An 18,919-nucleotide genomic window follows, 5' to 3' on the forward strand; every position below is an offset into this window, starting at 1 on the left:
AAAGGGGTTCCTCCTGCGGACGACCTCAGCCCCGGCGCGAAAGTGCCGGGGTTTTTTTGCGTTCCGCCTCGGATCGTCATCCCAGCGAAGGCTGGGATCTATGTCTCTCGGTTGTGTGTCCCATCAGCAGACATGGGCCCCTGCCTTCGCAGGGGCGACGATTTATGGAGCGCGTCCGTCCCGCACAGTCCACTTCTCCCGGATCGTCTCGCTCGTCTCGCGGCTGCCGTCGTGGCTCCAGCCAGGCGGGCGCCAGAGATACCCCAGTTTCGCCCGCCACGGCGCCGTCCAAACGTCGCGCGCAATCCCGATCCATTCGTGCGTCGCTGCCCAAAGCAGGTTGAAGCTGCCCAACTGGTGCACGATCCCGTAGCGCGGGCGGTCGTCGTCGCGCTCGAGCTCGAAGGTGCCGAACATCCGATCCCAAACGATGAACACGCCGGCATAGTTTCGGTCGAGATAGCGCGCATTGGTCGCGTGGTGGACGCGGTGGTGCGACGGCGTGTTCATCACCGCCTCGAACCAGCGCGGGCAGCGGCCGATCACCTCGGTGTGAATCCAGAACTGGTAGATGAGATTCACACCCGCCACGAAGAAGACCATCGCCGGTGGGAAGCCGATCAGGAACAGCGGCAGACGGAATAGGAAGGCGAGGCTGAAAAACGCCGTCCATGTCTGCCGCAGCGCGGTGCTCAGATTATAGTGCTGGCTCGAATGATGGATGACGTGGCTCGCCCAGAACCACCGCACCCGGTGCGCCGATCGGTGGAAGACGTAATAGGCGAAGTCGTCGATGACGAAAGCGACGACGAACCAGTACCACGCATAGCCGATGTCGAAGAGGCGGAATTGCCACACCCATGTCGCCAGCGCGAACACCGCCCCCGCCGACAGGACCCCCGCAACCGTGCTGCCGAGCCCCAGCGCGAGACTGGTCAGCGTATCACGCGGTTCATAGCGCGTGCGGTCCTTGATCGCCGCGACGATCATCTCCGCGAGCACGAGCAGGACGAACACCGGGACCGCAAGGTTCACCGGATCTGGCAGCCTCTCCATGAGGCTCTGCTTACACCGCTGTCAGTTGTGGCGCCAGTTGGCGAATGTGGAGCGCGGTGACGCCGGCGAGGAGTACCGATCCAAAGCGGCGTTCGCCGGTGTCGATCATCATCCCGGCCGGGACCGCGCGCACCTTCTGCCAGATGATCTCGCGCACCGCGATCCGCGCGCCGTGCACCTTCAGCGCGACGACCCGGCCGCGTCCGTCCACCACGAGCGCCGCCTGTCCGTCCGTGCCGACGATCGCGCTTTCTCCGCGAAAACCTGCGATGGCTGCATCCGCCTCGCGGATCGCGTCCTCGGGCTCATCGATGCGCGCGGTGCCGCGGCCGAGGCGAAGCGCCCACGCGATACCGGTCAGGATCAGAATCGCGGCGAGCGACCCGCCGAATATCAGCCAGTTCATTCACCAATCCTCGAAAGCGGGCAGTAACAATCCGATCCGCCTTCCGTTCGCCCTGAGCGAAGTCGAAGGGCAAGCGCCAGGCACGGTGCTTCGACTTCGCTCAGCACAAACGGTTCAGGCGCATTCTTCAAGCGCTCGCAAGCGCGTCGAGCATGGGACGGATGCCGCTGAGGTCATAGCCGGCGGCGGCGGCCTGCGCGGTGAGGAGGTCGGGATCGCGCCCGGCCTTGGCGGCAGCGAGCGCCCAGAGATTGCACGACCGCGTGCCCGAGCGGCAATAGGCGAGCACCGGGCCGTCGGCGGCCACCAGCGCGGCGGCCATCGCATCGAGCTGCGGATGGCTGAACCCCGCCTGCGTCACAGGAATCGCTGTATAGCCGAGTCCTGCGGTCTCCGCGGCGGCACGGATCGCCTCGCCCTTGGGCTGGCCCGCTTCCTCGCCGTCGGGGCGGTTGTTGACGATCGCGACATAGCCCGCGGCCTTGATCGCGGCGATGTCCTCGGGCGCGATCTGCGGCGCGACTGCGACGGATTCGTTGATGGGGCGGATCATGCGGCCTCGCGGATGACGGCTAGAAAGGCGTCGCCATAAGCCTCCAGCTTGCGCTCGCCCACCCCGGAAATGCGCCCCATCGCGGCGCGTGTGTCGGGGCGGCGTTCGGCCATGTCGCGCAGGACGGAATCGTGGAAAATGACATAGGGCGGCACATTGCCCTCCTGCGCCAGTTCGCGGCGGCGCGCGCGCAGCGCCTCGAAAAGCGGATTGCCGATCGGGTTGGGCGTGTCGCTGCCTCTGCCACCACGCCGCCGCTCGCGCTTGGGCGGCACGACGAGCGATACGGCCTCGCCGCCTTTCAGGATCGCGCGTGCGCCGGGGCCGAACTCGAGCCCGCCATGCGCGTTGGTGCGGAGCGCGTCCTTCAAGAGCAGCGCGCGGCCGACCGGCTTGATCAGCGCCGCCTCCTCGCCATCGACGATCCCCCATACGGAGAGCGCCTCATGACCGTTCATCAGACTGCGCTCGGTGGATTGCCCGGTTAGCACGCTCTCGACATAACCGCTGCCGAACATCTGCCCGGTGCGGAAGACGGCGGAAAGGTATTTTTTCGCAGTCTCGGTCGCGTCGATCGCGGCGGGCGGATTGAGGCAATTGTCGCAATTGCCGCACGTCGCGGGCGGGTCCTCGCCGAAATGCTTGAGGAGAATTTGCCGCCGGCACCCCGCGGTTTCGACCAGCGCGCCGAGTGCCGCGAGCCGCGTGCGCTCGCCATGTTGCCGGTGCGGCTCGACCTCGCCGATCCGCTGGCGTGCGCGCGCGAAATCGTCCGCGCCCCAGAACAGATGCGCGATCGCGGGATCGCCGTCGCGCCCGGCGCGGCCGGTTTCCTGGTAATAGCCCTCGATCGACTTCGGCATCCCGGCATGCGCGACGAAGCGGACATCGGGCTTGTCGATCCCCATCCCGAACGCGACCGTCGCGCAGATCACCATGTCTTCGGACGCGACGAAATCGCGCTGGTTGCGCGCGCGCACCGCCGGGTCGAGCCCGGCGTGGTAGGCGCGGGTCGGGCGGCCGGTCTTCGCCAACGCCTCGGCGAGCTTCTCGGTCGCGGCGCGGGTCTGCGCGTAGACGATGCCGGGTCCGGGCTGCTCCGCGATCACATCGGCGATCTGGCGCGCTGTGTTGTCGCGCGGGGAGATCATGTAGCGGATATTGGGCCGGTCGAACCCCGCGACGATCAGCCCTTCGCGCGGGATGCCGAGCTGTTCGAGAATGTCGGCGCGAGTGTGCGCGTCCGCGGTCGCGGTCAGCGCAAGCCGGGGGACATCGCCGAACGTATCGAGCAGCGGGCGGAGCAGGCGGTAGTCGGGACGGAAGTCATGGCCCCATTCCGAGACGCAGTGTGCCTCGTCGATCGCAAAAAGCGACAGCGGCGCGCTGGCGAGCAGGTCGCGAAAGCCTTGCCCCGACGCCCGCTCGGGGGCGACATAGAGCAGATCGAGCTGGCCCGACCGGAACCGATCGCGGGTTTCCGCCTGGTTCTGGTCGACCGAGGTCAGGGTGGCGGCGCGGATGCCGACCGCTTCTGCGGCGCGCAGCTGGTCATGCATCAGCGCGATGAGCGGAGAGACGACGACGCAGCAACCCTCCAGCATCACTGCCGGCAGCTGATAGCAGAGCGACTTGCCCGCGCCGGTCGGCATCACCGCCAGCGTCCGCTCCCCCGCCAGAACGCGATCCACCACCTGGCGCTGGACACCGCGGAAATCGGGAAAGCCGAACAGCGACTGGAGGACGGATACGGGATCGCGTGACATGGCCGGGGCTATAGCGATAAGGCGCTGCCATGGAACAGGTGCGCGACAACAGGGCCGAACAGGAATTCGAACTCGACGTCCGCGGCCACCGCGCGGTCGCGGACTATCAGCGCGAGGGCGACCGGATCGTCTTCACCCATACGCTCGTGCCAAAGGCGATCGAAGGAAAGGGCATCGGCTCGAAACTGATCCGCGCCGCGTTAGAGTCGGCGCGCGATCAGGGGCTGACGGTCGTGGCGCAATGCCCCTTCGTCGCAGCGTATATCGATCGCCATCCGGAATATCGCGATCTGGTGGGGTGATGGGCCAACGGCTGGTTGCGTTCAACCGTCCTCCCCATGCGTTGCATGGGGAGGGGGACCATCCGCAGGATGGTGGAGGGGAGGGGCGCAGTGCTGCAAGATGTGCGCGACGACGCCGTCCAGATCAGCCATCACCTGAAAAGCGGGAAAACGCAGCGTTACGATACCCTGTTCAGCGAGCCGGCGATCCCGAACCTGGTCTCGCTCGGGACGGTCCCCCATGTCATGCGCCATCCCGTCAATCTCGATCGCGAGCCGGGCCTGCGCGCAATAGAAGTCGAGGATGAAAGGGCCCAGCGGATGCTGGCGGCGGAAACGCGTGCCCTGAGGTCTCATCCGCAGGGCTGACCACAAGCGGACTTCGGGCGCGCTCATTGTCCGGCGCAATCTACGGGCCTGTTCTATCGTGCGCCGTCTCGCCATTCCCCTCCACCGCCTTCGGCGGTCCCCCTCCCCATGCAAAACATGGGGAGGATGAAGAAGGGCGCCGACTCATGCAATGTTCGCTGTCGGGGTGAAACTGCCGCCTCTCTACTCCGCCGCCAGCGCCTCCTCGCGCTCGGCCTGCTGGCGCATCCACATCTCCGCATACAGCCCGCCGCGCCTCAGCAACTCGGCGTGGGTGCCCTTCTCCGCGACGCGGCCGGCATCGAGCACGACGATCTGGTCGGCATCGACGATCGTCGACAGGCGGTGCGCGATGACGATCGTGGTGCGGCCGCGTTCGACCTGTTCGAGCGTCTCCATGATCTCGGCCTCGGTGCGGCTGTCGAGCGCGCTCGTCGCCTCGTCGAGGATCAGGATCGGCGGGTTCTTGAGGAGCGTCCGGGCGATCGCGACGCGCTGCTTCTCGCCGCCCGACAGCTTCAGCCCGCGCTCGCCGACGCGGGTGGCGTAGCCATCGGTCTGCGCTTCGATGAACGGCGCGATCGCGGCACCGCGGGCGGCGGCGCGGACGTCGGTGTCGTCGGCGCCCTCACGGCCATAGGCGATGTTGTAGCCGATCGTGTCGTTGAACAGGACGGTGTCCTGCGGCACGATGCCGATCGCGGCGCGCAACGACGCCTGCGTTACCTGCGATATGTCCTGCCCGTCGATCGTGATCCGCCCGCCGGTCAGGTCGTAGAAGCGGTAGAGCAGCCTTGCGAGGGTCGACTTGCCCGCGCCGGAGGGCCCGACCACCGCGAGTGTGGTGCCGGGGGCGAGGTCGAGATCGATGCCTTTCAGGATCTCGCGGTCCGCGTCATAGCCGAAATGCACGCCTTCGAACCGCACATGCCCCGCGCCGACCTGGAGCGGTCGCGCGCCGGGCGCATCCTTCACCTCGGCCTGGGTATCGATCAGATCGAACATCGCGGCCATGTCGATCACCCCCTGGCGGATGGTGCGATAGACCATGCCGAGCAGATCGAGCGGGCGAAAGAGCTGGCTGAGCAGCGTCGAGACGAAGACCACATCGCCGGGCGAGAACCGGCCCTGCCCCCAACCCCAGGCGATGACCCCCATGCCGATCGCCAGCATCGCGCCGGTGATGAACGCCTGCCCGACGTTGAGCCAGGCGAGGCTGTTCTCGGACTTCGTCGCGGCATCGGCATAGGCCTGCATCGCCGCGGAATAGCGCCGGCTTTCGCGGTCCTCGGCGCCGAAATACTTCACCGTCTCGAAATTGAGCAGCGAATCGACCGCATGCGCGACCGCGCCGGTGTCGAGGTCGTTCATCCGGGTGCGCAGCGCGTTGCGCCAGTCGGTCACGATTCGGGTGAACACGATGTAGATCGCGACCATCACCACGGTCGCGGCGACGAGCCACAGGCCGAAATTGGTCCAGAAGATGCCGAGCACCAGCGCGAGTTCGAAGATGGTGGGCGCGATGTTGAAGAGCATGAAATACAGCATCGTATCGATGCTCTTCGTGCCGCGCTCGACCACCTTAGTGACCGCCCCGGTGCGGCGTTCGAGGTGGAAGCGCAGCGACAGGCGGTGGAGATGCGCGAAGACGTGCCCCGCCAGCCTGCGCGTCGCATCCTGCCCGACGCGTTCGAACACCGCATTGCGCAGATTGTCGAACAGGGTCGTCGAGAAGCGCGCCGCGGCATAGCCGACGACCAGCAGGATCACGAGCGTCGCGACGCTGCGGTCTCCAGACGCCATCCGGTCCACCGCATATTTCAGCGTATAGGCCGCCCCGAAGACCTGGGTCAGCTTCGACGCGACGACGAACAGCATCGCAGCCACGATGCGTACCTTCAGCCGCGGCGCGCCGGCGGGCCAGAGATAGGGGAGGAAACGCCTCAGCGTCGGCAGCAGGGGCTGATCGCGCGAGGGTTCGGAAGTCATTGGCGGCATCGTTTGCCTATGTCGGCATGGTGAGAGGCACGCGCAAGCAGGATCGCTCGGGTGGCCGCGCGAGCCAATGTCAGGCGCGGGTCGTCGCAGCTGCGGAACCGTTCACCGTGTCAATCCGTTTTCCCTTGCGAAGGGAGCGGACGATGGAACCGGTGTTCTTTGTGATGGCGATCCTGGGGTGCGGCGACGGCACCACGCAGTGCCAAGCGGCGCGCGTCGAGCCGGCGCATTACAGCACGATGGCGCAGTGCCGCGCGGATGCGGCCAACGCGCTGGCCCGCAACACCGATCTGGAGTTCCCGGTGATTTCAGCGCAGTGCCGCCAGTCGGGCATGATCGTCGCCGAGCGCGGAAAGCTGCCGACGCGCGGCTAACTCGTTTAGCGCATCATATGTGCTTTCGCGCAGGCGGGAGCCCAGTCTGGGTCCCCGCCTTCGCGGGGACACGTTCGTCAGCGAGGGCGGGACCATAGCGAGAGATCACGCGGTGTCTGCTTGGCGGTTCCACGCCCCGCGGCTTCGATAGCCGACCGCCCGATCCACCCAAGCTTCTCTGCCGGCGACGTCGTGACCCGGTGATCCCATGCGTGATCCCCACGCGCCGCGACCTTGCGCGCGATATCGCCATAGATGCCCGCCGCGGCCAGCACCGCCCATGCCGACCGGAACGGCAGCGCCGCCACACCGAGCCGTGCGCTCGCTTCATAGTGCGCGGCGAGCGACGCCAGCCGCCGCGCGAGCACCGATAGTCGCGATCGGAACGGCGGCTTCATGTGCTGTCCCGGCGGCATGTCCATCTCGACCAGCCATTCCTCGGGCAGATAGCAACGGCCGCCGCGGTCATCCTCCTCGATATCGCGCGCGATATTGGCGAGCTGGAAGGCAAGGCCCAGGTCGCACGCGCGGTCCAGCGTCGCGTCATCGTCCGGCGAGACACCCATGACGATCGCCATCATGCACCCCACCGCGCCGGCGACGTGATAGCAGTAGCGGTAGAGATCGGCCTCGCTGCGCGGGCGCCACTCGTCGGCGTCCAGCGCGAATCCGGCGATGACGTCGCGTGCGAAGCGGTGCGGCATCGCGGTTTCGCCGGCGACGATGCCCAGCGCGTCGAACGCCGGATCGCCGACGATCTGCCCGGCGAGCGCGGCTTCGGTTTTGGCGGTGATCTCGGCCAGCCGCGCGGAAGCATCCTCCACCCGGGTCAGGTCGTGGCCGTGATCCTGCCCGTCCGCGATGTCGTCGCAGCGGCGGCACCACGCATAAAGCAGCCACGCCCGTTCGCGGGTGGGCCGGTCGAACAACAGGCTGGCAGCGTGGAAGCTCTTCGACCCGCGCGCGATCGACTCCCGCGCGGTCGCGACGATTGCGTCGCGGGTGGGGAGGGCGACATTCACGCGATGCATACTTCCGCGAAAGCGGGAGGCCAGAACCAAAAACGACGACGCTGGGGGCCCTGGACTCCCGCTTTCGCGGGAGTAGGATTTTGCGAGATCAGTTTCACAAATCCGCGTGGCTCATCCGCACGATCGGCTTGGTCGGCACATGATCGGCCATCTTTGCGAGCAGCCCGTCGAGGGTGTCATCGACGATCAGCAGGTCGCGGTGCTGCGGGCGCAGGAAACCAACCTCGCCCATCTTGTCCCAGAAGGCGATGAGGTGATCGTAATAGCCCGCGGTGTTGAGCAGCCCGACGGGATCGGCGTGATAACCCAGCTGCGCCCAGCTTAGCGCCTCCCACAATTCATCCATCGTGCCCGTGCCGCCGGGAATGGTGACGAAGCCGTCCGCCAAATCGGTGAACTTGGCCTTGCGTTCGTGCATCCCGCCGACAACGTGCAGTTCGGTCAGCCCGCGATGCGCGACCTCCGCATCGACGAGCGCCTGCGGGATCACGCCGATGACCTCGCCGCCCGCCTCAAGTGCCGCGTCGGCGATGGCGCCCATCAGCCCCAGCCGCCCGCCGCCATAGACGACGCCGATTCCGCGCTCGGCAAGGGTGCGGCCGATCGCTCGGGCGGAATCGATGTAGACGGGGTCGGCCGGGGTGGCGGAGCCGCAGTAGATGGCGAGGCGTTTCATGAGGCTGGCCGTATCTTGGTTTTTGGCGGGAGCAAAGGGAAGAGGGTTCAGAGGAGGCGCTAAGACGCGAAGAAGGTTTGTTCACGCGGAGGCGCGGAGACGCGGAGTTTTCGATTTTCCTTCGAGCCGCCGTGGCGGCTCAAGATCATTCAGTTGCTGCCGCGGAACGATTGCCAAGCTCATCCTCCGCGCCTCCGCGCCTCCGCGTGAACGAACTTTCTTCTTAGCGCCTTAGCGCCTTCTGAACCGCATTCACCCCTCCAGCATCAGGCGCGCAGTCGCTTTCGCACTTCCCACGACCCCCGGAATCCCGGCGCCCGGATGTGTGCCCGCACCGACGAAATAGAGGTTGGGGATGTTGTCGTCGCGGTTGTGCACGCGGAACCACGCGCTTTGCGTCAGAGTCGGCTCCAGGCTGAACGCGCTGCCGAGATGCGCATTCAGGTCGGTCGCGAAGTCGGCGGGCGAATAGCTGAACTTGGTGACGATCCGGTCGTGGATGTCGGGGATCAGCCGCCGCCCGACCTCGTCGAGGATGCGCTTCTCCAGGATCGGCTTCACCAGGTCCCAGCTTTCCGGGAACTTGCCCATGTGCGGCACCGGCGCCAGCGCGTAGAAGGTCGAGCAGCCTTCGGGCGCCATCGCCGGATCGGTGATCGTCGGGTGGTGGAGATAGAGCGAGAAGTCCTGCGACAAGACGCCGTGGTCATAGATGTCCGACAGCAGGCCCTTATAGCGCGGGCCGAAGAGGATCATGTGGTGCGGGATGCCCGGCCACGTGCCCCTGACTCCGAAATGGACGACGAACAGCGAGGGCGAATATTTCTTGCGCTCCAGCTTCGCCTTGACCCGCTGCGCGCTGCGGCTGTCCGCCAGCAAGTCGCGATAGGTGTGCATGATGTCGCTGTTGGCGGCCAGCATGTCGCATTCGCTGCGCCAGCCGCTTGCGGTCTCGATGCCGGTCACCCGCTCGCCCAGCGTATCGATCCGGGACACCGGGTCGTTCAATCTTACCGTACCGCCGAGCCGCTCGAAATGCGTGACCATCCCCGCAATCAGCCGGTTGGTTCCGCCGCGCGCGAACCACACCCCGCCGTCGCGCTCCAGCTTGTGGATCAGCGCGTAGATCGCGCTCGTCGTCATCGGATTGCCGCCCACGAGCAGGGTGTGGAAGGACAGCGCCTCGCGCAGCTTCTCCGATTTCACGAAACTCGACACCATCGAATAGACCGACCGCCACGCCTGGTATTTGGCGAGCGCGGGGGCTGCCTTCACCATCGACGCGAAGTCGAGGAACGCGACGTGGCCCAGTTTCTCGTAGCCCTCGCGGTAGACGTCGCCGGCATATTCGAGAAAGCGTTCGTAGCCTGCGACATCTTCGGGATTGAGCTTCGCGATCTCGGCCTTCAGGACCGCATCGTCGTTGGTATAGTCGAAGTTCGTCCCGTCCGCCCAGTTGAGCCGGTAGAAGGGCGAGACCGGCTCCAGCGTCACGTCGTCGGCCATGTCGCGGCCCGAAAGCTGCCACAGCTCCTTCAGGCAATTGGGATCGGTGACGACGGTCGGCCCGGCATCGAAGGTGAAGCCGTCCTTCTCCCAGAAATACGCGCGGCCGCCGGCCTTGTCGCGTCCCTCGACGACGGTCGTGCGCACGCCCGCGGATTGCAGCCGGATCGCGAGCGCCAGTCCGCCGAACCCCGCGCCGATGACGACCGCATGTTTCTGCCCGCCGGCCATCATGCCGGGCATCATTCCGGCCATCGTGCCGGCCATTGTGCCGGATTGCATACCGCTCTGCTGAATCACGCTCGCCATGACGTTTCCTTCAGGACCTTGATCGCGCGGCCGACGGGGACGGGCGGTTTGCCGGTCAGGATACGGGCCTTGTCAGGGAAGGTCGATCGCCCGGCATAGAATCGGCGGATGAGATTGGGGCCGAGGCCGTAGAAGCGCTCGATCACCCGCCAGCGTTCCTCCGGCCGCGCGGCGCGGAACAGCATCGCGTTCAGCATCCGGTAGAAGCGCTGGCTGCGCCACGCGGCGGCGGCATAATCATGGGTGAAGGTCGCGAGGTGTGCGCCCGACAGGTCGCGCTCGGCCGCGATCGCGATGGCGAGGCGCACCGCGTCGGGGAGCGAATAGCCGGTGGTCGGCTGGAACAGCCCCGCGCGCATCCCCGCCTTGGCGACGCCGGCGCCCGTCGATCGCCAATAGCTCTCGAAATCGCCGCCGATGGTGATCGGCAGCACGCCCGTTTCCTCACGCAGCTTGCGCTTCGGCTGCCAGCCGCGCGCGGCGGCATATGCCGCGACGCGCTGGCCGACCGCCTTCACGTCGAGGTCGGGAGTGTCGCTGTAATAGGTGTCCTCGACGAACATCCGCTTCACCCCGAACGGCAGGGCATAGACGAAGCGGTAGCCGTCGATCTGCTCGACGGTGGCGTCCATCACGATCGGGTTGGCGAGGCCATGCGCCGCCTCCAGCCGGTAATCGCGCCCGACGAACTTCTGCCAGCCGAGGTCCATCGTGCGGGTCAGATCGCCGGGGCCGCGCGCGTCGATGATGCCGGTGGCGGTCACGCGGTCGCCGTTCGCCAGCAGGATCGTCGTCGGCGTCACCTCTTCGATCGTCGCGCCGAATGTCAGTCGTTCGGGCGCAAGCGTTTGCCGAACGATTGCATCGAGCCGCGTCGACTCGATCGTGTAATAGGGCTGGGGCAGCTGGCGCACCGCGCGTGGGAACGCGATCGAATAGCCGGGCCAGGCATGGACCACGAGCCGCTCGATCAGCCAGCGCTCGCCCTGCGCGATGTCGGCGCCGAAAAACGACCAGGCGTGGTTGCCGCCGATCGTGTCTGCCCCCTCGATGATCCGCACGTCGAGATCGGGGCGCTTCTCGGCCAGCGCCAGCGCGATCAGCGCGCCGGCCAGGCCCCCGCCAGCGATCGCCAGGTCGCAGTGTTGAACGCTCGCCATGTGGTTTAGCGCGTAGCGGAAAGGGTTGAGGCCGCAAACCGGATTTCATGGCGCTCTTTGCTCGTCATCCCGGCGAAGGCCGGGATCCACTCATCCCCTCGGGCCCGTGGCGCGGTGGATCCCGGCCTTCGCCGGGATGACGATTCGGGTTACGGCAGCGTCATGACCCACGCGCCCACGCTCACCACGTCCCGCCTCACCCTGCGCGGCCACCGCATCGAAGACCTCGACGCGCTTGCCGCGATGTGGGCGGACCCCGCGGTCTATGCCTTTATCGGCGGCAAGCCCCGGTCGCGCGAGGAGGTGTGGCTGCGGCTGCTCCGTTCGATCGGGCAGTGGACGGCGTTCGGCTACGGCTCGTGGGTCGTCGAGCGCGACGGCCGGGTCATCGGCGACATCGGCCTGCTCGAAGCTCGCCGTGAGATCGAACCCGCGATCGACGACGCGCCAGAACTGGGCTGGGCGCTCGCCGGCGCAGCGCAGGGGCAGGGCTATGCTCGCGAGGCGCTGGCAGCGGTGCTCGGCTGGGCAGATGGTCAGAATATCGCCCGGACATGCTGCATCATCGATGCCGGCAACACCGCTTCGATCCGGCTCGGCGAGCGCATGGGCTATGTACTGCGAACAATCGGCCGTTACCACGACGAACCTATCGGCATCTATGATCGCATGGCGGGGGCAGGCGCGATCGGCTAAGGCGTCGCGCATGACGGTCGCCATCGCCATCATCCTGTCCGCGCTTGCGATGACGCTGATCGTCGGCGTGCGCTATCTCGTCACCTCGGGCGCGTTCGCCGCGGCGACGAAGTGGCGGCATCCGGGGCTGTATACCGGCCTCGACGTTCAGATGCGCCGCGAGATCGTGTGGAGCCTTGCCTCGGCCACGATCTACGGCGTTCCTGCAGGCGTCGTCGCCTGGGGATGGCAGAATCGCGGCTGGACGGCGATCTACTCCGATGCTCACGCGATGCCGCTCTGGTATCTTCCGGTTTCGGTGCTGCTCTACCTCTTTGCGCACGACACGTGGTTCTACTGGACGCACCGCTGGATGCACCGGCCGGTGCCGTTCCGTCTCGCCCACGCCGTCCACCACGCCAGCCGCCCGCCGACCGCCTGGGCGGCGATGGCGTTCCACCCGTTCGAGGCACTGACCGGGGCTGTGATAATTCCGCTACTGGTGTTCGTGATTCCGATCCACGTCGCCGCTCTCGGCTTCGTGCTGGCGGTGATGACGGTTATGGGGGTGACCAATCACATGGGATGGGAGGTTTTCCCGCGGTTCATGTGGACGGGGGCATTAGGGGGCTGGCTGATCACAGCGAGCCATCATCAGCGTCATCACGAGCAATACGGGTGTAACTATGGCCTCTACTTCCGCGTCTGGGACCGGCTCTGCGGCACCGATCGGGGCATCGGCGATTTCGCCCGGGCGCACGCCCGGGCGAAGGATCGCGGTGGCGATGGCAGCGGTCGCGCTTCTGCCGCTCATCGGAGCCGTGCCGACCACGCGGCTTGATCTCGGGGTGGATCATGTGCGCTCCGCCAAGGGGTTGCTGCGCGTCTGCCTCACCGCCGATCCCGACAACTTCCCGTCCTGCGTCGATGACGCGCAGGCGCTGACCCGCTCGGTCCCCGCGGCCACGCGCGCGCTCGATTTCGCGGGGCTTCCCCACGGCGATTATGCGATTGCCGTGATCCACGACGAGAACGGGAATGCGAAGCTCGATACCTTTGCGGGCATTCCGAAGGAGGGCTTCGGCTTTTCGCGCAACCCGGCGATCGGCTTCGGCCCGCCGCGCTTTTCGGCAGCGCGCTTCACGATCGGGGGTGATGCCGCAAAGCAACAGATTCGGATGCGTTACATCCTGTGACCGCACGGCGCGGACCCAAAGGCGGGTGAAAGTGTTACGCCCCTGAAATCAGGTTCGGGGTATCCATGTCCATTCGCTTTTCAATCTTCACCGCGCTCGCCTGCGCGGTCGCCACGCCCGCCATCGCGCAGAACACCGTCAACGCAACGCCGCCCGACACCGCGGCACCCGAAAAACAGTTCAGCGACACGATCACCGTCGGCGCTGCGATCGTCTCGATCCCCGATTATGAGGGGTCGGACGATTCGCGGATCACCGGCGCGCCGGGCGCGATCGGATCGTACAAGGGTTTCGGCTTCGTGCTTGCGGGCAACCGGCTGAGCGTCGATCTGATCCCCGATCGCGGCGGCGAGGGGATCGACTTTCAGGCGGGGCCGATCGCGGTCGTCAACTTCAATCGGTCGAGCCTGAACAGCATCGACGATCCCCGCATCCGCGCGCTCGGCAAGGTCGATACCGCGATCGAACTCGGCGGCTATGTGGGAGTCGGCAAGACCGGCGTCATCACCAGCCCCTATGACCGCCTGTCGGTGTCGCTCAGCTATCGCCACGATGTCGCCGGCGCGCACGACAGCGGTATCTGGCAGCCGACGGTCAACTACCTAACACCACTCAGCCGCAAGGCCGCCGTCGCGCTCTTCGCGTCGGCCGAGCATGCCGACAGCGGCTATGCGGACACCTACTTCACCGTGACGTCTACGCAGGCGGTGGCGAGCGGGCTGCCCGCCTATCGCGCGCGCAGCGGGTGGAAGAACTACACGCTCGGCGCGCTCGGCACCTATGCGCTGACCGGCGATCTGCTCCACGGCTGGAAGGTCGTGGCCGGCGGCACCTATGGCCGGCTGCTCAATGATTTCGGCGACAGTCCCGTCGTCAGCATCGCCGGGTCGCGCAGCCAGTGGCTCGGCGCGCTGGGCCTCGCCTACACGTTCTGAGGCCTATGCGCTGACGAGCTTGCCGGTCGCCACCACGGGGCCGGTCGGCAGGCCGGTTGGCGATCCGCCGCTGGGTTCGATCGAAACCGCGAGCGTGATGCCCTCCGCCAGCCGAGCGCGATCGGCGGCGCGCACTGCGAGGATGTGGCTGGCGGGCATGATGCCCAGCGATCGCGGCGTGCCGTCCGCGCCGATCGTCCAGACCTCGGCATCGCGCCCGGCGGGAAGCGACACGTCGCCGGCCATGCGCGCCTCGCCGCGGGCGCTGTCATAGACCAGCCCGAACGCCGCGGCGCCCTTCGCCTTGTCGGTCGGAGTCATTGCCGCGACCATGGGCGCGGGCTGCTCGACCGGGGCGATGACGGCGGGCGGTGGTGGTGCGGCGCCTGGGCGCAGCAGCAGCGCGAGCACCAGCACGGCGGCCAGCGCGCCGAGCGCGATCGTTGCGCCCTTCCACCAGCGCGTGGGCGATGCGTCGACAATTCCGCGTGCCACGCGGTCCTCGATCCCCCCGTCGGGGGCGACATCGGCCCCGACCGCGAACAGCGTCGCGAAATGATCGCGCCACAGTTCGACCTCGTGGGCGAAGGCCGGTTCGGCGAGCGAGCGGCGCAGCGCATCGGCGCGCTCGCCGCCATCGAGCAGCCCGAGCGCCAGCTCGGCCGCGGTGACGCTGTCGTCGGGGGAGAGGCGGGGATCAGTCGGCATCGTTCAGGCAATCGCGCAGCCGCAGCAGTCCGCGGCGAATGGTGCTTTTCATCGTGCTCAGCGGCACGCCCTCGCGCTCGGCGATCTCGGAATAGGTGAGGCCGCCGAAGAACGCGGTGCGGATCGCGCCCTGCTGGCGCGGCTCGAGTTCGTCGAGGCACAGGTGCAGCCGCTGGGCTTCCTCCGTCCGCAGCAGCGCCGCGTCGGCCAGCGGCCGCTCGTCGGCGATCCTGTCCGCCTCGTCGAGCAGCGGCGCGGGCGCTGTGCGCTGTGCGCGCCGCCAGTCGATCGACCGGTTGCGCGCGATCGTGCACAGCCAGGTGATCGGGCTGGCCCGTCCCGGCTGGAAGGCGCCGGCCCGGCGCCAGACTATGGCGTATACCTCTTGCAGCACATCCTCCGCCGCGCGTCGTTCGCCACAGATACGCAGGCAGATGCCGAACAGCTTCGCCGACGTCATTCGATAGACGCGCTGAAAGGCACCGCGATCGGCTGCGCCGGTCGCCACAAGGGCCTCGACCAGCGCGGCGCGATCTGCGGCCTGGCCAGAGTGCGGTCCGGATTGGGCGGGGGGGAGCTGCTCGCTGGTCATGTTCTAGGCGATTTCTAGAAATATTTTCCTGCTTACGCATCCTAAATCGTGGCCGCTCGTATCTGCCTTTGAAGAAAAAGGAAGTTCGCGACGCAAGCGCGCGTCGTGAAGGCGTGTTTTTAAGGGAGGTGCCGACGATGACAGATCAAGCCGAAGCCATTGCGATGCTCGATACACGGGTGCGCAGGCGGGAAGATCGCCGAGCCTTCTTCACTGCTGCCCTCGGCGCTGCTGCCGTTGGTGCGGGGGCGTTCGCCTTTGCCGATGTCGCGAGCGCGCAGTCGGCGCCGACCGATGCCGACGTGCTGAACTTTGCCCTGAACCTGGAATATCTCGAGGCGAACTTCTATTCCTATGCGGTCTTTGGCACGCCGATCGACCCGACGATCACCACCGGCACGACGGGCACGCTTGGCGTCGCTACCGGTGGGCGCAAGGTTGCTTTCACCGATTCGCTGGTCGCCGCCTATGCCAAGGAAATCGCGCTCGACGAGATCGCGCATGTGAAGTTCCTCCGTACCGCGCTCGGCAGTGCCGCCGTTGCGCAGCCGGCGATCGACGTCGGGACCTCCGCTACCGGCGCGTTCAGCAGCGCCGCGGTCGCTGCCGGGCTCATCACGTCGGGCCAGACGTTCGATCCCTATGCGAGCGACGAGAATTTCCTGCTCGGTTCGTTCATCTTCGAAGATGTCGGCGTCACCGCCTACAAGGGTGCTTCGCCGCTCATTACCAACCCGACCTTCCTCGAAGCCGCAGCGGGCATTCTGGCGGTCGAGGCGTATCACGCGTCGATCGTGCGCACCGTTCTCTACGCGAAGGGCATGGCGACACCGTCGCTGAAGCTGATCGAGGCGACTGAGGCGATCTCCAAGGCGCGCGACAGCTTGGATGGCACAACCGATGACGACCAGGGCGTGGCAGACCTGACGACGGGGGTCGGCACCGTCTCCAATATCGTCCCGCTCGACGCCAACGGTCTCGCTTACAGCCGGTCGACCGGACAGGTGCTCAACATCGTCTATCTGAACAACAAGCAGGTCACGATGGGCGGGTTCTTCCCCGCAGGCGTCAACGGCAACATCAAGACGAGCGCTGCGAACTAAGCCTTCGCGCCTGTCCGCTCCCAGGGAGAGACCTCATGATCCAGAACGAAACCATGCTCGCCATTGTCGAGGCATCGGAACATCGCCGGGCCGAACGGCGCCGGTTCCTCAAGGTTGCCGGCGGCGGCGCCGCGGCGGTCGGCGGGCTGTCGCTGCTCGCCGCGTGCGGTGACGACGATGGCGGCTTCAACCCGACGCCGACCCCGTCGCCGACGCCGACCCCGACCCCGACCTCCTCGTCGGCGCAGCAGGACATCAACGTCCTGAATTTCGCGCTCAACCTCGAATATCTCGAGGCGACCTTCTATTCCTATGCGGCCTTCGGCTCGCCGTTGTCGCCCGCGCTCACCAGCGGGATCGGCAATGTCGGGACGGTGACCGGCGGCCGGAAGGTGAACTTCTCCGATCCGATCGTCGCCAAATATGCGCGCGAGATTGCCGGCGACGAGGTCGCGCACGTCAATTTCCTGCGCAGCGCGCTGGGATCGGCGGCGATTGCGCTGCCCGATCTCAACATCGATGGCGGCTCTACCGGCGCGTTCACCGCGGCAGCGCGGGCGGCGGGTCTTGTCAGCTCGTCCGGCACCTTCGACCCTTATGCCGACGACCAAAGCTTCCTGCTCGGCGCGTTCATCTTCGAAGACGTCGGGGTCACCGCCTACAAGGGTGGATCGACGCTGATTTCGAACAAGACCTATCTGGAAGCCGCTGCCGGCATTCTTGCGGCGGAAGCGTATCATGCGGGGCTCGTCCGCACGCTGCTTTACGCCAAGGGCATGACCACGCGGTCGGCGACGGATAGCATTTCGAACGCGCGCGACAGCCTAGACGGGACGACCGATCTCGATCAAGGCACGACAGGTCCGGATTCGAGCCAGTCGAACATCGTGCCGACCGACAGCAACGGCATCGCGTTCAGCCGCACCGTCGCGCAGGTCCACAATATCGCCTATCTTACCAACAAGCAGGCGAGCAGCGGCGGTTTCTTCCCGACCGGCACGCGCAACGCGAACCCGGCGCTGACCCAGAGCGGCGCGAACTGACGCTTTAGGACTTCGGGTCCTGCGGGGAAGGGTGGTACCGGCAACGGTGCCGCCCTTTTCGTCGCTCGGCCCTTCGTGCGTTTGGGGCGCTTCGTCGCGCGGCAAAATCGCGGCGCGGCCTTAGGACATAGACATTGCCCGGAATTTGTCCCAACGCGCGGGCAGGGCGCTTCGTCGTAGGAAGCGGCTGCTAGCGAAGGGACGGCGCAGATGGCGGACAGCGAAGAGATGATGGGCGTGCTTAAGGCACGTGCCGAGCGGCGAAACGATCGACGCGAATTTTTCCTGGCCGCGATGGGGGCTGCCGCGGTCGGCGCGGGCGCCTTCGCCTTTGCCGATGCCGCCTCCGCGCAGACGGTGACCGATGCCGATATCCTCAACTTCGCGCTGAACCTCGAATATCTCGAGGCGAATTTCTACTCGTTCGCTGCGAACGGCACCGCGCTCGATTCCTCGGTGACGAGCGGAACCGTCGGCACGGCCGGGGCCGCGACCGGCGGGCGCAAGGTCAGCTTCACCGATCCCGTCGTCGCGCAATATGCAAAGGAAATTGCGGCGGACGAACTCGCGCATGTGAAGTTCCTGCGCGGCGCGCTGGGCACCGCGACCGTCGCACAGCCGGCGATCGACGTCGGCGTCTCGGCCACCGGCGCATTCAGCGCCGCGGCGCAGGCGGCGGGTGTGGTCGCAGCGGGCGCAGCGTTCGATCCCTATGCGTCGGACGAGGCGTTCCTGCTCGGCGCGTTCATTTTCGAAGATGTCGGCGTCACCGCCTACAAGGGGGCGGCCTCGCTGCTTTCGAGCAAGACCTTCCTCGAGGCGGCAGCCGGAATCCTCGCGGTCGAGGCGTATCATGCTGCGACGGTGCGCAACGCGCTGTATCGCAAGGGGATCGCAACGCCCTCGCTGAACCTCATCCAGAATGCGGGCAAGATTTCCGATGCGCGCGATTCGCTCGACGGCACTGCCGATCTCGACCAGGGCATCGCGGCGGTCGCCACCGGCATCGGCACCGCGTCGAACATCGCGCCCGGCGATACGTCGGGCCTCGCCTTCGGGCGCTCGACGGGTCAGGTCCTCAACATCGTATACCTGAACCGCGCGTCGGCGACGATGGGCGGGTTCTTCCCCGCCGGCGTCAACGGCAACATCAAGACCAGCGTCGCGAACTGAGCCCGGGGA

At 66.7% G+C, this 18,919-nt stretch carries 21 protein-coding genes; 9 read left to right on the forward strand and 12 right to left on the reverse strand.

The features are described from left to right. Positions 1–162 precede the first annotated feature (162 nt). From BOS5A_RS02390 to recQ, 4 genes are all read right to left on the reverse strand, one after another. The gene (locus tag BOS5A_RS02390) at positions 163–1,056 is read right to left on the reverse strand and encodes a sterol desaturase family protein (protein WP_151953627.1); all 894 of its coding nucleotides are present in this window, start codon (positions 1,054–1,056) and stop codon (positions 163–165) included. Positions 1,057–1,066: 10 nt separating this feature from the next. Next, on the reverse strand, positions 1,067–1,462 hold the full coding sequence (locus tag BOS5A_RS02395) for a hypothetical protein (protein WP_151953628.1): 396 nt from the start codon (positions 1,460–1,462) through the stop codon (positions 1,067–1,069). Positions 1,463–1,589: 127 nt separating this feature from the next. Next, on the reverse strand, positions 1,590–2,015 hold the full coding sequence (locus BOS5A_RS02400; protein ID WP_151953629.1) for a TIGR01244 family sulfur transferase: 426 nt from the start codon (positions 2,013–2,015) through the stop codon (positions 1,590–1,592). Then, entirely contained in the window at positions 2,012–3,781 is a 1,770-nt protein-coding gene (recQ, locus tag BOS5A_RS02405) for a DNA helicase RecQ (protein WP_151953630.1), read from the reverse strand. The genes BOS5A_RS02400 and recQ overlap by 4 nt, the downstream gene beginning before the upstream one ends. A 29-nt stretch (positions 3,782–3,810) precedes the next feature. Here recQ and BOS5A_RS02410 point away from each other — a divergent pair, with 29 nt between their 5' ends. Next, positions 3,811–4,083, forward strand: a complete 273-nt coding sequence (locus tag BOS5A_RS02410) for a GNAT family N-acetyltransferase (RefSeq protein WP_151953631.1) — start codon at positions 3,811–3,813, stop codon at positions 4,081–4,083. 21 nt (positions 4,084–4,104) lie between these two features. Here the strand turns inward: BOS5A_RS02410 and BOS5A_RS02415 are convergent, their stop codons facing one another. Together BOS5A_RS02415 and BOS5A_RS02420 are read right to left on the reverse strand one after the other, a co-directional pair. Beyond that, positions 4,105–4,506, reverse strand: a complete 402-nt coding sequence (locus BOS5A_RS02415; protein ID WP_151953632.1) for an endonuclease domain-containing protein — start codon at positions 4,504–4,506, stop codon at positions 4,105–4,107. A 108-nt stretch (positions 4,507–4,614) separates the two neighbouring features. Continuing rightward, positions 4,615–6,429: an ABCB family ABC transporter ATP-binding protein/permease gene (locus BOS5A_RS02420; RefSeq protein WP_151953633.1), complete on the reverse strand. Its 1,815-nt coding sequence runs from the start codon at positions 6,427–6,429 to the stop codon at positions 4,615–4,617. 143 nt (positions 6,430–6,572) lie between these two features. Here BOS5A_RS02420 and BOS5A_RS02425 point away from each other — a divergent pair, with 143 nt between their 5' ends. Beyond that, the gene (locus BOS5A_RS02425) at positions 6,573–6,803 is read left to right on the forward strand and encodes a hypothetical protein (RefSeq protein ID WP_151953634.1); all 231 of its coding nucleotides are present in this window, start codon (positions 6,573–6,575) and stop codon (positions 6,801–6,803) included. A 77-nt stretch (positions 6,804–6,880) separates the two neighbouring features. Here the strand turns inward: BOS5A_RS02425 and BOS5A_RS02430 are convergent, their stop codons facing one another. The 4 genes from BOS5A_RS02430 to crtY all read right to left on the reverse strand — a co-directional run bounded on the left by BOS5A_RS02430 (position 6,881) and on the right by crtY (position 11,485). Next, positions 6,881–7,834, reverse strand: coding sequence for a phytoene/squalene synthase family protein (locus BOS5A_RS02430; protein ID WP_151953635.1), 954 nt, complete (start codon positions 7,832–7,834; stop codon positions 6,881–6,883). A gap of 94 nt (positions 7,835–7,928) precedes the next feature. Continuing rightward, complete coding sequence (locus tag BOS5A_RS02435; RefSeq protein ID WP_151953636.1) at positions 7,929–8,510, reverse strand: TIGR00730 family Rossman fold protein; 582 nt, start codon at positions 8,508–8,510, stop codon at positions 7,929–7,931. Positions 8,511–8,762: 252 nt separating this feature from the next. Further along, positions 8,763–10,247 (reverse strand): phytoene desaturase, encoded by a 1,485-nt coding sequence (locus BOS5A_RS02440; RefSeq protein WP_151954456.1) that lies wholly within the window; start codon positions 10,245–10,247, stop codon positions 8,763–8,765. A gap of 65 nt (positions 10,248–10,312) precedes the next feature. Next, entirely contained in the window at positions 10,313–11,485 is a 1,173-nt protein-coding gene (gene crtY / locus BOS5A_RS02445; protein ID WP_151953637.1) for a lycopene beta-cyclase CrtY, read from the reverse strand. A 162-nt stretch (positions 11,486–11,647) separates the two neighbouring features. Between crtY and BOS5A_RS02450 the strand changes: the two genes are divergently transcribed. The 4 genes from BOS5A_RS02450 (at position 11,648) to BOS5A_RS02465 (ending at position 14,291) form a co-directional block, all read left to right on the forward strand. Further along, on the forward strand, positions 11,648–12,181 hold the full coding sequence (locus tag BOS5A_RS02450) for a GNAT family N-acetyltransferase (RefSeq protein ID WP_151953638.1): 534 nt from the start codon (positions 11,648–11,650) through the stop codon (positions 12,179–12,181). Between the two features lie 10 nt (positions 12,182–12,191). Next, positions 12,192–13,001 carry a sterol desaturase family protein gene (locus BOS5A_RS02455; protein WP_151953639.1) on the forward strand — a complete coding sequence of 270 codons (810 nt, stop codon included), beginning with the start codon at positions 12,192–12,194 and terminating at the stop codon, positions 12,999–13,001. After that, positions 12,946–13,356, forward strand: coding sequence for a DUF2141 domain-containing protein (locus BOS5A_RS02460; protein WP_151953640.1), 411 nt, complete (start codon positions 12,946–12,948; stop codon positions 13,354–13,356). The genes BOS5A_RS02455 and BOS5A_RS02460 overlap by 56 nt, the downstream gene beginning before the upstream one ends. Before the next feature lie 65 nt (positions 13,357–13,421). Further along, positions 13,422–14,291 (forward strand): MipA/OmpV family protein, encoded by an 870-nt coding sequence (locus BOS5A_RS02465; RefSeq protein ID WP_151953641.1) that lies wholly within the window; start codon positions 13,422–13,424, stop codon positions 14,289–14,291. 3 nt (positions 14,292–14,294) lie between these two features. Here the strand turns inward: BOS5A_RS02465 and BOS5A_RS02470 are convergent, their stop codons facing one another. Both BOS5A_RS02470 and BOS5A_RS02475 read right to left on the reverse strand, forming a co-directional pair. Continuing rightward, positions 14,295–14,999 carry an anti-sigma factor gene (locus BOS5A_RS02470; protein ID WP_151953642.1) on the reverse strand — a complete coding sequence of 235 codons (705 nt, stop codon included), beginning with the start codon at positions 14,997–14,999 and terminating at the stop codon, positions 14,295–14,297. Then, positions 14,989–15,591: a sigma-70 family RNA polymerase sigma factor gene (locus BOS5A_RS02475; protein WP_151953643.1), complete on the reverse strand. Its 603-nt coding sequence runs from the start codon at positions 15,589–15,591 to the stop codon at positions 14,989–14,991. The genes BOS5A_RS02470 and BOS5A_RS02475 overlap by 11 nt, the downstream gene beginning before the upstream one ends. A 137-nt stretch (positions 15,592–15,728) precedes the next feature. On the opposite strand from BOS5A_RS02475, the gene BOS5A_RS02480 reads away from it, so the two are divergent. The 3 genes from BOS5A_RS02480 (at position 15,729) to BOS5A_RS02490 (ending at position 18,910) form a co-directional block, all read left to right on the forward strand. Then, positions 15,729–16,694, forward strand: coding sequence for a ferritin-like domain-containing protein (locus tag BOS5A_RS02480; RefSeq protein ID WP_151953644.1), 966 nt, complete (start codon positions 15,729–15,731; stop codon positions 16,692–16,694). A 35-nt stretch (positions 16,695–16,729) separates the two neighbouring features. Beyond that, positions 16,730–17,737 (forward strand): ferritin-like domain-containing protein, encoded by a 1,008-nt coding sequence (locus BOS5A_RS02485; RefSeq protein ID WP_151953645.1) that lies wholly within the window; start codon positions 16,730–16,732, stop codon positions 17,735–17,737. 210 nt (positions 17,738–17,947) lie between these two features. Continuing rightward, positions 17,948–18,910, forward strand: coding sequence for a ferritin-like domain-containing protein (locus BOS5A_RS02490; RefSeq protein WP_151953646.1), 963 nt, complete (start codon positions 17,948–17,950; stop codon positions 18,908–18,910). Positions 18,911–18,919: the final 9 nt, after the last annotated feature.

The organism is Sphingomonas sp. EC-HK361, from assembly GCF_902498785.1.
Lineage (GTDB): Bacteria > Pseudomonadota > Alphaproteobacteria > Sphingomonadales > Sphingomonadaceae > Sphingomonas.

Bases quoted from the DNA above. Each gene is read 5' to 3' on its own strand.
- BOS5A_RS02390 (WP_151953627.1), bottom strand. From the start codon at position 1,056: ATGGAGAGGCTGCCAGATCCGGTGAACCTTGCGGTCCCGGTGTTCGTC.
- BOS5A_RS02395 (WP_151953628.1), bottom strand. From the start codon at position 1,462: ATGAACTGGCTGATATTCGGCGGGTCGCTCGCCGCGATTCTGATCCTG.
- BOS5A_RS02400 (WP_151953629.1), bottom strand. From the start codon at position 2,015: ATGATCCGCCCCATCAACGAATCCGTCGCAGTCGCGCCGCAGATCGCG.
- recQ (WP_151953630.1), bottom strand. From the start codon at position 3,781: ATGTCACGCGATCCCGTATCCGTCCTCCAGTCGCTGTTCGGCTTTCCC.
- BOS5A_RS02410 (WP_151953631.1), top strand. From the start codon at position 3,811: ATGGAACAGGTGCGCGACAACAGGGCCGAACAGGAATTCGAACTCGAC.
- BOS5A_RS02415 (WP_151953632.1), bottom strand. From the start codon at position 4,506: ATGGCGAGACGGCGCACGATAGAACAGGCCCGTAGATTGCGCCGGACA.
- BOS5A_RS02420 (WP_151953633.1), bottom strand. From the start codon at position 6,429: ATGCCGCCAATGACTTCCGAACCCTCGCGCGATCAGCCCCTGCTGCCG.
- BOS5A_RS02425 (WP_151953634.1), top strand. From the start codon at position 6,573: ATGGAACCGGTGTTCTTTGTGATGGCGATCCTGGGGTGCGGCGACGGC.
- BOS5A_RS02430 (WP_151953635.1), bottom strand. From the start codon at position 7,834: ATGCATCGCGTGAATGTCGCCCTCCCCACCCGCGACGCAATCGTCGCG.
- BOS5A_RS02435 (WP_151953636.1), bottom strand. From the start codon at position 8,510: ATGAAACGCCTCGCCATCTACTGCGGCTCCGCCACCCCGGCCGACCCC.
- BOS5A_RS02440 (WP_151954456.1), bottom strand. From the start codon at position 10,247: ATGGCCGGCGGGCAGAAACATGCGGTCGTCATCGGCGCGGGGTTCGGC.
- crtY (WP_151953637.1), bottom strand. From the start codon at position 11,485: ATGGCGAGCGTTCAACACTGCGACCTGGCGATCGCTGGCGGGGGCCTG.
- BOS5A_RS02450 (WP_151953638.1), top strand. From the start codon at position 11,648: ATGACCCACGCGCCCACGCTCACCACGTCCCGCCTCACCCTGCGCGGC.
- BOS5A_RS02455 (WP_151953639.1), top strand. From the start codon at position 12,192: ATGACGGTCGCCATCGCCATCATCCTGTCCGCGCTTGCGATGACGCTG.
- BOS5A_RS02460 (WP_151953640.1), top strand. From the start codon at position 12,946: ATGGCAGCGGTCGCGCTTCTGCCGCTCATCGGAGCCGTGCCGACCACG.
- BOS5A_RS02465 (WP_151953641.1), top strand. From the start codon at position 13,422: ATGTCCATTCGCTTTTCAATCTTCACCGCGCTCGCCTGCGCGGTCGCC.
- BOS5A_RS02470 (WP_151953642.1), bottom strand. From the start codon at position 14,999: ATGCCGACTGATCCCCGCCTCTCCCCCGACGACAGCGTCACCGCGGCC.
- BOS5A_RS02475 (WP_151953643.1), bottom strand. From the start codon at position 15,591: ATGACCAGCGAGCAGCTCCCCCCCGCCCAATCCGGACCGCACTCTGGC.
- BOS5A_RS02480 (WP_151953644.1), top strand. From the start codon at position 15,729: ATGACAGATCAAGCCGAAGCCATTGCGATGCTCGATACACGGGTGCGC.
- BOS5A_RS02485 (WP_151953645.1), top strand. From the start codon at position 16,730: ATGATCCAGAACGAAACCATGCTCGCCATTGTCGAGGCATCGGAACAT.
- BOS5A_RS02490 (WP_151953646.1), top strand. From the start codon at position 17,948: ATGGCGGACAGCGAAGAGATGATGGGCGTGCTTAAGGCACGTGCCGAG.